This is a genomic window from Mycobacterium sp., assembly GCF_050701675.1.
Lineage (GTDB): Bacteria > Actinomycetota > Actinomycetes > Mycobacteriales > Mycobacteriaceae > Mycobacterium.
Window position 1 is genome coordinate 1 of record NZ_JBOGDD010000497.1, and the last position, 10,991, is coordinate 10,991.

Below are 10,991 nucleotides of genomic sequence, written 5' to 3' on the forward strand. Positions count from 1 at the left end.
CTGCATCACACCGGCCGCGACATGACCCGTTTCATGCACGACAACGCGGCCGCGTTCCGGACACTAGGTGTCGGGGTTGATCTGCGATACCAGTTCCAGGCCGTCGCCGACGCCATGACCGCACCCGCGCACGAACCCCTAGCGGTGTTCCACGCACGCCAAGCCTTGTTCGCCATCGGATGGAGCGTGGCGATGATGGGCGACCTCGACCTCACCGACGACCAATGCAGCCAGACCGCCATCACCATCGCCCTCAGCATCTACAACCAGAGCTAAGCAACGGGACCCAATCGCCCAAGACTCTTGAGACGAGTTCGGATACGCCCAAATCGACCCTCGCGGAGCCGAATTGCTCTTCCAGATCAAGCCAGCTGACAAGCCGGGCCCACAATTCGCGCCGATCTCTGCGGCAAATCACTTGACGAAAACGCACCCAGCAGCCAGGCAACTTCAGTGGCACGTGAGCCAGGATCTGATCGACCTCAAATCTCGAGAAACGAGACGGCAACGAGGAAAGTCGCTGGCCTGGGCTCATCGGAGCGCCATTCGGCTCGCCTCGTGGAGACCGCTAGCTGAGCGGCCGGGTGACCTAGGGGGCGTGCGCGGCGCGGAAGTGCTTGCGGTACGTCGAGGGAGCCAGGCCGGTGTCGCGCCGAATGAGTTCGCGCAGGTTGGCCGAGGTGCCAAGACCACTGAGTTGCGCCACGCGTTCGAGCGGCAGTTCGCCGCTTTCGAGTAACCATCGAGCGTGTTGGACTCGTTGCGCGGTGAGCCAGCTCAGGGGCGTGGTGCCGAGTTCGGCGCGGAACCGCCTGTGCAGTGTCGTGACGGCGAGATGCGCGTGCCGGGCCAAGTCCGAGACGGTCAACGGCCGGTCGAGGTGTTCTCGGGCCCAGTCGAGGGTTGCGGCCAGAGATGCCGCCGACACGTCGGGCACGGGATGCTGCACGAACTGCCGTTGGCCGCCATCGCGGAAGGCGCTGAAGACCAGCCGTCGGCTGACGTGGTTGGCGACCTCGGCGCCCCAGTCCTTGCGGACGATGTGCAGGGCCAGGTCCAGAGCGGCCGAACTGCCCGCGGAGGTGAGGATGTCACCGTCGTCGACGAACAGGACGTCTCCTTCGACGTGCACATCCGGGTAGCGGGCGGCGAAGTCGCCGACAAGCTGCCAGTGCACCGCTGCGCGTCGGCCCGTCAGCAGACCTGCCTCGGCCAAGGTGTAGGCGCCGGTGCACAATCCAACCAGTCTCGCTCCGCGTCGATGTGCGCCCCGGATCGCCGCCAGGACCGCCGCCCGCGATGCCGTATCGACGTCAGGACGGTTCGGCACGATCACGGTGTCGGCCGATTCGAGTGAGGCCAGGTCTTCGACACCAGTCAGGCGAAAGAGGTTGTCGCGCATGTGAGTCGACCGACCTGGCGACACGATCCAGGTTCGATACGGTTCGAAGCCGATCTCCGGGCGCCGCCTGGCGGCGAATATCTCGCAGGCGCACGCCATCTCGAAGGGATTCGAGCCCTCGTCGACGATCAGTGCCACGGTGTGAGGTGGACGATCAGCGACCCGGCAGGATTCTTGCGACATGTGCCATTTCTACCCCTGTCGGGTGCGGCGTGCGGCGCCTACCGTCGACGATCATGACCGAACGCATCACCTTGACCGCCGAGCTGGACACCTTGACCGAATACTGGTCGCAACGGGTCGTGGCCGAGGCGAACGGCAACTTGTTCAAGGTGGCCAAGGGCATCGGCTCGACGCGTTGGCATTCTCACGACGACCAGGACGAGGTGTTTCTTCTCGTCGAGGGCGTACTGACGGTGCAGCTGCGTGACCGCGACGTCCATCTGCATCCCGGGGACCTCTTCGTCGTGCCGCGCGGCGTCGAACACCGTCCGGTGGCCCAGGACGAGGCCAGATTCCTGATCATCGGGCCGTCTGTCACGTCCAACGCCGCCGGCGGCAAGCCGGCATGGAGCAACACCTCAGAAGCCAGCCAGGGCCACGGCTAATCGGCTGCACGCGCACTATTCGAGCTGATCCCTCAGCCGCGCCAAGGATTTCGCGAGCAGTCGTGACACGTGCATCTGCGAGATGCCCACCCGCTCGGCGATCTGCGTCTGCGTCATCGACTCGAAGAACCGCAGCAGCAGCACCTGCCGCTCGCGTTCGGGAAGGCTGGCGAGCAAGGGGCGCAGCGATTCCCGGTTCTCGATCTGATCGAGGTTGAGGTCGACGTCGCCGAGGGTGTCCGCGATGGCGGGAGCCTCTTCGGAGCCACCGCCTGCGCCGTCGATCGAGAGTGTGTTGTAGGAGCTGCCCGCGATGAGCCCTTCGACGATCTCCTCGCGGTCGATCTCCAGTTCCGCGGCGAGCTCCGACGGCGTGGGGGCGCGACCGAGCCGCTGCGAGAGTTCGGCCGTGGCGGCACCGAGGCGCAGGTGGAGCTCCTTGAGCCGCCGGGGCACCTTGACCGACCAGCTGTTGTCTCGGAAGTGTCGCCGAACCTCACCCATGATGGTCGGCACGGCGAAGGACACGAAGTCCGAACCTGCATCCACGTTGAACCGGATCACGGCGTTCACCAGCCCGACCCTGGCCACCTGCACGAGGTCATCACGCGGTTCACCGCGGCCATCGAACCGGCGGGCGATGTGGTCGGCGAGCGGCAGGCACCGTTCCACGATGGAGTCACGCTGCCGGCTGAACTTCGCGGAGCCCTCGGGCAGCTCCTGCAACGTGCGGAACATGTCGACGACGTCCGCGTATTCAGAGTTCGACCGTGACGCCGAGCCCCGAGAGGACTGCGTGGTCACCTCAGTGAACTCGCTCGGTTCGTCGTCATCGAGATGCCGAAGACTTGAGCGTCGTCGGTCCCGTGCCCGTCGTTGAACGTGCTGACGTCATCGGTCAGAGAACTCAGGACGTGCCAACTGAAGCTGCCGGGCACCACGATGTCGGGCGACGAGCACGCCGCAGACACGTCGACGACGAGTTGCTCGTCCAACGGGTGCACCACCAGGACGAGCGTGGCGTCCGGGGTGGCGGACCTGATCAACCGGGTACAGGCCTCGTCGACGGCGAGACGCAGGTCCGCGACGCTGTCGAAGTCGAGATCCTCGTACGTCCCGACGGCGCCGACAACCGTGCGCAACACCGCCAGGTTCTCCAGCTTCGCCGCGACCCGGACCTCGACGGAACGTGGGCTGCGATGCCCTCCACGGAGGTCGTCCTGACCGTCTGACACGCGCCCTCCAACTGATCTCCACGCGAGATTACCCCGAGCTGGCTCTGAGCTAACCACCAGCACTCCGATCACCAGTCGTCTGCGACACAGAGCAACGGGGGGATGTCGTCACCGCGAGTGTGATCACGTTGTACCTCGCGCCTCCTGATCGTTTCTTCGAAGTCATTCCAGTCGTGTGTGCCCAGCCCGCCCAGGCTTAAACCCCGTGTGAAGGCAGTGCGGCGATCTCCCTCGGATCCCGGTCGAAATCAACGTCATTCGCGTGGCGCCGCAGGGTGACGCGCGCCGCAGTTCGTTTAGCCGAGCGCCCGCTCGGGCAGCCTGCGAGGGCACGCAAAGACACCACGTAGGACCTCGAAGGGGGGTCGCCGAGCTCAAGAAGTGGGCGGACGGCATTCCAGAGTGGTGGACGAGATGAGAGGTAGCCATGACTGACAAGGACACTGGCCCCGAAGCCGGCATCAAGGGCATCGTCGAAGACGTCAAGGGCAAGGCGAAGGAAGTCGCAGGCACCGTGACGGGCCGCGACGACCTCACCCGCGAAGGCAAGGCACAGCAGGACAAGGCCGAGGCCGAGCGCGAAGTCGCCAAGAAGGAAGCCGAAGCCGACGCCGCCCGTGGGGGCGCCGCCGCAGCCGAGGCTCGCCAGAAGGCAGAGCAGTAGCTCTCCCGAGCCATTGCTCGAAATGGGCCCGGCCGGGGCGTCCCGGCCGGGCCTCCTTCTGCGTTGAGACGGCCCGAGGCGTCTACTCTGCCGTTTCGGCGATGCGCTTGATCGCCGCGAGGCGCCGATCCCAGTTGCGCCCGATCGCCTCCAGTTCGACGGCGAGCCGGCTCAGGCGGGCTCCCACTGCGCGGTAACGGATCTCACGGCCGACGCGGACGTGCTCGACGAGTCCGGCGTCGGCCAACACCGTCAGGTGTTTGGCGATGGCCTGACGGCTGACGGGCAGCCGGGCGGCAAGCGCACTCGCCGATAGGTCCGCCCCGCCGACCTCGGTCAGGATGTGCCAGCGGGTTTCGTCGGCCAGCACCGAGAGAACCGCTGGCACCCCCGCTGCGCGGTTCGTCACCGTGATTCGACGAACTCCACGAGTTCGCCGAGTTCGGCCAGCCAGCCTTGGACGTTGCCTGCCTGCGCGGCCTGTGGGTCGTCGAGTTCCTCGAAACCGGTCTCCAACAGGTCCAGCCGCGTGCCGCCGGCGATCTCGGTCAGGTCGAATCGGACGAGCGTCGAGTTGCCCGGCACGGGGTCGACGCCCACGTCACGGGCCCACCGGTAGACGAGCGTCTTCGGCTTGTCGACGTGTTCGATCGCGATCCGGAATGGACCGTGCTCCGGCCAGCCGAATGAGCCCTTTCCGCCGGGAGTCGCGTCGAACTCCGCCGTCTCGCCGAACCATTGGGCGATGAGGTCGGGCTCGGTGATGGCCGCCCACACCTTGTCCAGGGGGGCCTTGATGTCGATGCTGCGGGTGATGTCGAGTTCCGCCATGGCGTCCAGTCTCCTCGTTGATCAGTCGATTGCAACTCGAGGGTTGCACATCGGAGACCGTCATGCAACCCTCAAGTTGCATGTATCGGATCGTCCCGTGCCTCACGGCATGCGCCGAGCGTCATGCTTGATTACCGTCGATCGGTGGACCTCAACACCGTCGAGACGGTCAGCACGCCGCGGCGGCGCGACGAACTGTGGCCGCTCGGACCGGCGGATGCCCTGGTGGCGGGCGGCACGTGGCTGTTCTCCGAGCCACAGCCGAGCCTTCGACGGCTGGTGGACCTCAGCCAGTTGGGCTGGCCCGCGATCACGCTGCGCGACGACGGAATTGAACTCGCCGCCACGTGCACCCTGGCGCAGGTGTCGGAGTTGTCGACACGCCTGCCATTGACGCGTCCGCAATGGCGGGCCGCTCCCCTGTTCCACCAGTGCTGCACCGCGCTGCTGGCGTCGTTCAAGATCTGGCATACCGCGACGATCGGAGGCAACATCTGTCTGTCGCTCCCGGCGGGCTCGATGATCTCCATGGCCTCCGCGCTCGACGGCGAGGTCGTGGTGTGGCGCGCCGACGGCACCGACTACCGGATGCCGATCACGGAGTTCGTCACCGGCTCGTCGGCCAACGTTCTGGCCGCTGGCGACGTGCTTCGCTCGGTGCATCTGCCGTCGTCGGCGCTCCTGGGCCGCACCGCCTACCGCAAGCTCGCGCCGTCGCCGCTTGGCCGCTCCGGGATCGTCGTGATCGGGCGCCTCGACCCAGCCGGCACATTGGTTTTGTCGGTGACCGCCGCGACAGTGCGACCCCATGTCTTCACCTTCCCGTCCCCGCCCCACGTGGATGAGGTGCGCCGAGCGCACGCGGGCATACCCGCCGACGCGTGGACCGACGACCCGCACGGCGATCCCGACTGGCGGTGCGCCATGAGTCTGCTTCTGGCAGAGCAGGTCTGCGAGGAGCTCTCGTGACTGTCGTCGAGCGAGAAGCGAAGCGGGATCGCGCATGATAACCGTCAACGGCGAAGTGCTGCAGGATGATCCGTGGCCCGGCCAGTGCCTGCGAACGTACCTTCGTGACCACGGCCACTTCGAAGTCAAGAAGGGCTGCGACGCGGGTGACTGCGGCGCATGCTCGGTACTGGTGGACGGCTCACCCGTGCACTCGTGCGTGTTCCCCGCGTTCCGCGCATCGGGGCACGACGTCACGACCGTCGCGGGCCTGGGCACGCCCGACGAACCGCACCCAATGCAGCGGAGATTCGTCGAGGCAGCGGGATTCCAGTGTGGATTCTGCACCGCCGGCATGATCACCACGACGTCCGCGCTGACTCCCGACCAGCGCGACGACCTTCCCCAGAACCTCAAGGGCAACCTGTGCAGGTGCACCGGATACCGGGCGATCACCGATGCCCTCGCCGGCGCCGTCAACACCAAGAAGGCCGGGAGCGCAGGCGATTCCGTTGGCGCCCCCGCCGGCATGCGGGTCGTCACGGGCACGGAGCAGTACACGATGGACCACACCCCGGAAGGCTTGCTCCACATGGCGGTGCTGCACAGTCCGCTGCCGCACGCCCGAATCACCTCGATCGACACCACCGCAGCCGAGCAGCTTCCTGGGGTACGGCTGGTGCTGACCCATCGCGACAGCCCTGCCGTCGCGTTCTCGACGGCGCGACACGACAGCCGGGCCGATGATCCCGACGACTGGTTCGTCCTCGACGACACCGTTCGGTTCGTCGGTCAACGAGTCGCCGCCGTCATCGCCGACACCCCCGCACTCGCCGACAATGCCTGCCGACTGATCCGGGTCGAGTACGCCGAGCTGCCCGCCGTGTTCGATCCGGAGGCCGCGCGGAGCGCAGGCGCGCCGCTGGTGCACGGAGACAAGGGGGCCGCTGCCCGGATCGCAGACGTCTCCCGCAACCTCGTCGCCGAACTGCACGGTGGCGTCGGGGACGTCGAGGCCGGCATGGCCGCGGCGCGCGACTCCGGGGGCGCCGTCGTCGGCGGGCGGTGGACGACGCAGCGCGTCCAACACGCACACCTGGAGACTCACGGCAGCACCGGATGGCGAGATGACGAGGGGCGCTTGGTCATTCGCACCAGTTCGCAGGTGCCGTTCCTGGTCCGCGATGAGCTGTGTTACGTCTTCGGCCTCGACCGTTCGCAGGTGCACGTGTTCACCCGCCGGGTCGGGGGCGGGTTCGGTGGCAAGCAGGAGATGCTCACCGAGGATCTCGTCGCACTCGCGGTGCTTCGGCTGGGGCAGCCGGTGCGTTACGAGTTCAGCCGCGCCGACGAGTTCACCACCGCACCGTGCCGGCACCCGTTCCGCGTGGACGCCACCGTCGCGGCGGGTGCGGACGGTGTCTTGACCGCGTTGGCGGTGGACGTGTTGCTGGACGCGGGCGCCTACGGCAACCACAGCCCCGGTGTGATGTTCCACGGGTGCGGCGAGTCGATGGCGGTCTACCGGTGCTCGAACAAGCGTGTCGACGCGCAAGCGGTGTACACCAACAACATTCCCTCCGGCGCCTTCCGCGGATACGGCCTCGGGCAGGTGATCTTCGCCGTGGAGTCCGCGCTCGACGAACTGGCGCAACGGCTCGGCATCGACCCCTTCGACCTGCGACGGCGCAATGTCGTCGTGCCCGGTGACCCGTTCGTCGACTCGCACGTGGCCGACGACGACCTGACGTTTGGAAGCTACGGCCTGGACCAGTGCCTGGATCTCGCACAGAAGGCGTTGGCCGCCGGGGAGGGCGCGACACCACCCGAGGGCGCCCAGTGGCGGATCGGCGAGGGGATGGCCATCGCGATGATCGCGACCATCCCGCCACGTGGGCACTTCGCCGACGCGTCGGTCTCACTGGACGCCGACGGCGACTACACCCTGTCGGTCGGCACAGCGGAGTTCGGCAACGGAACCTCCACCGTCCATACCCAGATCGTCGCGTCCGAGCTCGGCATCGGCGCCGACCGCGTACGACTGCGCCAATCTGACACGGATGCAACGGTTTACGACTCCGGTGCGTTCGGCTCGGCGGGCACCGTGGTGGCGGGGCTTGCGGTGCAGGCTGCCTGCCGCGAGCTGCGGTCGGCGATCGAAGCCACTCCCGACTTGCGGCCCCTCGTCGGCCGCGGCTACCACGACGGCACCCCCAGGTCGGTCGCCTTCAACGTGCACGGGTTCCGGGTCGCGGTCAACGTCCAGACGGGTGAGGTGCGCATCCTGCAGTCGGTGCAGGCCGCCGACGCTGGAGTGGTGATGAATCCCGAGCAGTGCCGCGGCCAGGTCGAGGGCGGCGTCGCCCAAGCCATCGGGACTGCCCTGTACGAGGAGATGCACACCGGCCCCGACGGCGCAGTCACCACCAAGGACCTACGCAATTACCACATTCCGCAGTTGGCCGACCTCCCCGTCACCGAGGTGTACTTCGCCGACACCTACGACATGCTCGGGCCGTTCGGCGCCAAGTCGATGAGCGAGTCGCCGTACAACCCGGTGGCCCCCGCGTTGGCCAACGCCATCGCCCGGGCATGTGGCGCGCGACTGCGCCAATTGCCCATGACGCCCGCCAGGGTCTGGCGCGCCCTCACCACTTGATCCGACTGCCACCCCCGAACGCCGCCCTCCCCATCCCCGCGAGCGTGCGTGTTTGCACGCGACACGCCGCGGCGGTATGGCAAAGGGTGCACGCTCGCGCAGCGGGCATTGTCGGCGTCGAGGCCTACCATGCGTTCGTGGCACGTGGGACGACACGACTGAAGCTGTACGCCGCGTTGGGCGTCACCGCAGGGGTGGCGGCGCACCTGTCGGGAGTCAACCTTCCGTGGAGCGCGGTGATCGCCATCCTCGCACCGGTCGTCGTCACCGTGACACCGAGATTTGTCTTCGGAGTGCTCCGAGGTGCGAGCACTCCCGCTGCTCGCGAGAGCCCTGGTGCCGCGCAGCAAGCCATGTCCGGCTTGGAGTTCGAGGATTACGTGGCGCGCATTGCCCGGGGGTGCGGGGCTCCCGTCATCATGACACCGCTGTCCGGCGACTGGGGCGTGGATCTCATCGTCGGCCGTCGACCGAATCGACTTGCCGTTCAATGCAAGCGGCAGGCCCGCCCGGTCGGCACCAGCGCGGTGCAGGAGGTGGTGGCGGGCGCCCCGATGCAGGACTGCACGCAGACCATGGTGGTGACCAATCACGGCTTCACCCCTGCCGCGCGCAGACTCGCGGAGCTGCACGGGTGCGTGCTGGTCGGCGGCGAGGAGCTCACCCGGCTGGGGTCCACGATTCGCCGCCTCACCGCGCCGGACGCCATCGATCGCTAGAGCCCACGGAGAACCGGCGGCGCGACCGTGCGCCTCTTGCCGTTTCGCAACGGCGTGTCGCGTACAGACGCGCACGCTCGCGGCAAAGGGGGGGCCGGCTACATGCTGGTGAGCACCGCGCACACCGCGTCCACGGCGGCGTCGATCTCGCTCCGCGATGCCGTGAGCGCGGGCCGGAACCGGACGCTGTCCGGCCCGCTGGCCAGCATGATCACGCGACGGTCCCACAGCTTGGTGATCAACTCGTCGCGCTGAGCCGCCGTGGGCATGCCGAACGCACACATGAGGCCGCGGCCGCGCGGGTCCACCACCAGGGCGGGGAAGTCAACGGCGAGGTCCCGCAACCGGTCGAGGAGATGTCGTCCTAGGTCGGCGGCCCGGTCGATGAGGCCCTCGGCCTCGATGGTTTCGAGAATGCGACGCGAGCGCACCATGTCCGTCAGGTTGCCGCCCCAGGTGGAGTTGATCCGCGAGCTGACCTCGAAGACGTTGTCGGCCACGTCATCGACGCGTCCGCCAGCCATCACACCGCACACCTGGGTCTTCTTGCCGAATGCGACGACGTCGGGCATCACGCCCAATTGCTGGTAGGCCCAAGCGGTCCCGGTCATCCCGCAGCCGGTCTGAACCTCGTCGAAGACGAGAAGGGCGTCGAACTCGTCGCACATCTTCCGCATCGCGGCGAAGAACTCGCTCCGGAAGTGCCTGTCACCGCCCTCCCCCTGAATCGGCTCGGCGATGAAGCAGGCGATGTCGTGCGGGTTGGCCTCGAACGCGGCGCGGGCCTGCCGAAGCGACTCGGCTTCCAGTTCGGCCATGTTGGCGTCGGGCCGCAGGTACGGGGCGTCGATGCGGGGCCAGTCGAACTTCGGGAACCGGGCCACCTTGTTGGGGTCGGTGTTCGTCAGCGACATCGTGTAGCCGCTGCGGCCGTGGAACGCGCCCTGAAGGTGCAGCACCTTCGTCCCGAGTGCAGGATCCAGGCCCCGGCTCTCGTTGAGGCGGCTCTTCCAGTCAAACGCGACCTTCAGGGCGTTCTCGACGGCCAGCGCGCCGCCGTCGACGAAGAACAGGTGCGGCAGGGCGGGGTCGCCGAGGACGCGCCGGAAGGTGTCGACGAAACGGGCCATCGGAACGCTGTAGACATCGGAGTTGCTCGGCTTGTTCACGGCGGCTGCGGCGAGTTCGGCGCGAAACGCCGCGTCACCGGCAAGGGCCGGGTGGTTCATGCCCAGCGCGGACGACGCGAAGAACGTGAACATGTCCAGATAGCGCTCGCCGGTGCGGGCGTCGACGAGATACGACCCAGCCGACCGGTCGAGGTCGAGGACGAGGTCGAGTCCGTCGGCGAGGATGCTGCGACTGAGCACCTCGCGCACGTCGTCGGGCGCCACGGGGGACGCGGGGCTCAGGTCACGCGAAGACAGGACAACGGTCATGACGCCATCTTAACGGATTATTTACGCCCCGCATGCCATCGAGCAGGATTTTCTACGGTACGAAGTCGCGACCTTCGTAAAAAGTCTGTAAGATGATGGTGCTTCTGGTGCGGACGTTCGCCGCCGTCCGTATCTGTTGCAGCAGGTCTTCGAGCGCGCGCGCCGACCGGACACGCACCAGGAGGACGTAGCTCTCGTCCCCGGCCACCGAGTGACACGACACGATGGCCTCTATGTGTTCAAGGCGCGCGGGCGCATCATCGGGTTGAGAGGGATCGAGGGGTGTGATGGACACGAATGCCGACAGCATGTTCCCGACGGCCTCGGGGTCGATGCGCGCCTGGTACCCCATCACGACGCCACGGGTCTCCAGCCGGCGGACGCGCGACTGGACGGCAGACACCGACAGGCCTGCGCTCACGGCGAGCTGCGCCAGCGTCGCCCGTCCGTCGGCAACCAGTTCACGCACCAGGATCCGGTCGATCT

At 67.3% G+C, this 10,991-nt stretch carries 13 protein-coding genes; 6 read left to right on the forward strand and 7 right to left on the reverse strand.

Annotation, left to right across the window (positions count from 1 at the left end; genetic code table 11):
- Window positions 1-276: hypothetical protein (locus ACRDUX_RS14900; protein ID WP_526414795.1), on the forward strand; the 276-nt coding region annotated here is incomplete at its 5' end.
- A gap of 313 nt (window positions 277-589) precedes the next feature.
- Here the strand turns inward: ACRDUX_RS14900 and ACRDUX_RS14905 are convergent.
- Window positions 590-1,585 (reverse strand): GlxA family transcriptional regulator, encoded by a 996-nt coding sequence (locus tag ACRDUX_RS14905; RefSeq protein WP_526414796.1) that lies wholly within the window; start codon window positions 1,583-1,585, stop codon window positions 590-592.
- A 53-nt stretch (window positions 1,586-1,638) separates the two neighbouring features.
- Between ACRDUX_RS14905 and ACRDUX_RS14910 the strand changes: the two genes are divergently transcribed.
- Window positions 1,639-2,010: a cupin domain-containing protein gene (locus ACRDUX_RS14910; RefSeq protein WP_526414797.1), complete on the forward strand. Its 372-nt coding sequence runs from the start codon at window positions 1,639-1,641 to the stop codon at window positions 2,008-2,010.
- Window positions 2,011-2,025: 15 nt separating this feature from the next.
- Here ACRDUX_RS14910 and ACRDUX_RS14915 read toward each other — a convergent pair whose 3' ends face one another.
- Complete coding sequence (locus tag ACRDUX_RS14915) at window positions 2,026-2,814, reverse strand: RNA polymerase sigma factor SigF (RefSeq protein ID WP_526414798.1); 789 nt, start codon at window positions 2,812-2,814, stop codon at window positions 2,026-2,028.
- Complete coding sequence (locus ACRDUX_RS14920; RefSeq protein ID WP_526414799.1) at window positions 2,811-3,245, reverse strand: ATP-binding protein; 435 nt, start codon at window positions 3,243-3,245, stop codon at window positions 2,811-2,813. Before ACRDUX_RS14920 ends, ACRDUX_RS14915 begins: the two co-directional genes overlap by 4 nt.
- Before the next feature lie 427 nt (window positions 3,246-3,672).
- Here ACRDUX_RS14920 and mbp1 point away from each other — a divergent pair, with 427 nt between their 5' ends.
- Window positions 3,673-3,909 (forward strand): microaggregate-binding protein 1, encoded by a 237-nt coding sequence (mbp1, locus tag ACRDUX_RS14925; RefSeq protein WP_526414800.1) that lies wholly within the window; start codon window positions 3,673-3,675, stop codon window positions 3,907-3,909.
- An 82-nt stretch (window positions 3,910-3,991) separates the two neighbouring features.
- Here the strand turns inward: mbp1 and ACRDUX_RS14930 are convergent, their stop codons facing one another.
- Together ACRDUX_RS14930 and ACRDUX_RS14935 are read right to left on the reverse strand one after the other, a co-directional pair.
- A complete protein-coding gene (locus ACRDUX_RS14930; protein WP_526414801.1) occupies window positions 3,992-4,318 on the reverse strand; it encodes an ArsR/SmtB family transcription factor in 327 nt (108 codons plus the stop codon).
- Entirely contained in the window at window positions 4,315-4,740 is a 426-nt protein-coding gene (locus tag ACRDUX_RS14935) for an SRPBCC family protein (protein ID WP_526414802.1), read from the reverse strand. Before ACRDUX_RS14935 ends, ACRDUX_RS14930 begins: the two co-directional genes overlap by 4 nt.
- A 144-nt stretch (window positions 4,741-4,884) precedes the next feature.
- On the opposite strand from ACRDUX_RS14935, the gene ACRDUX_RS14940 reads away from it, so the two are divergent.
- The 3 genes from ACRDUX_RS14940 to ACRDUX_RS14950 all read left to right on the forward strand — a co-directional run bounded on the left by ACRDUX_RS14940 (window position 4,885) and on the right by ACRDUX_RS14950 (window position 9,066).
- A complete protein-coding gene (locus tag ACRDUX_RS14940; protein ID WP_526414803.1) occupies window positions 4,885-5,709 on the forward strand; it encodes an FAD binding domain-containing protein in 825 nt (274 codons plus the stop codon).
- A 34-nt stretch (window positions 5,710-5,743) separates the two neighbouring features.
- Window positions 5,744-8,347 (forward strand): molybdopterin-dependent oxidoreductase, encoded by a 2,604-nt coding sequence (locus ACRDUX_RS14945; protein WP_526414804.1) that lies wholly within the window; start codon window positions 5,744-5,746, stop codon window positions 8,345-8,347.
- Window positions 8,348-8,484: 137 nt separating this feature from the next.
- Window positions 8,485-9,066 (forward strand): restriction endonuclease, encoded by a 582-nt coding sequence (locus ACRDUX_RS14950; RefSeq protein WP_526414805.1) that lies wholly within the window; start codon window positions 8,485-8,487, stop codon window positions 9,064-9,066.
- A 98-nt stretch (window positions 9,067-9,164) separates the two neighbouring features.
- Here the strand turns inward: ACRDUX_RS14950 and lat are convergent, their stop codons facing one another.
- Both lat and ACRDUX_RS14960 read right to left on the reverse strand, forming a co-directional pair.
- Complete coding sequence (gene lat, locus ACRDUX_RS14955) at window positions 9,165-10,505, reverse strand: L-lysine 6-transaminase (protein WP_526414806.1); 1,341 nt, start codon at window positions 10,503-10,505, stop codon at window positions 9,165-9,167.
- Window positions 10,506-10,557: 52 nt separating this feature from the next.
- Window positions 10,558-10,989 (reverse strand): Lrp/AsnC family transcriptional regulator, encoded by a 432-nt coding sequence (locus tag ACRDUX_RS14960; protein ID WP_526414807.1) that lies wholly within the window; start codon window positions 10,987-10,989, stop codon window positions 10,558-10,560.
- Between the last annotated feature and the right edge of the window lie 2 nt (window positions 10,990-10,991).

Bases quoted from the DNA above. Each gene is read 5' to 3' on its own strand.
- ACRDUX_RS14905 (WP_526414796.1), bottom strand. From the start codon at position 1,585: ATGTCGCAAGAATCCTGCCGGGTCGCTGATCGTCCACCTCACACCGTG.
- ACRDUX_RS14910 (WP_526414797.1), top strand. From the start codon at position 1,639: ATGACCGAACGCATCACCTTGACCGCCGAGCTGGACACCTTGACCGAA.
- mbp1 (WP_526414800.1), top strand. From the start codon at position 3,673: ATGACTGACAAGGACACTGGCCCCGAAGCCGGCATCAAGGGCATCGTC.
- ACRDUX_RS14935 (WP_526414802.1), bottom strand. From the start codon at position 4,740: ATGGCGGAACTCGACATCACCCGCAGCATCGACATCAAGGCCCCCCTG.
- ACRDUX_RS14945 (WP_526414804.1), top strand. From the start codon at position 5,744: ATGATAACCGTCAACGGCGAAGTGCTGCAGGATGATCCGTGGCCCGGC.
- lat (WP_526414806.1), bottom strand. From the start codon at position 10,505: ATGACCGTTGTCCTGTCTTCGCGTGACCTGAGCCCCGCGTCCCCCGTG.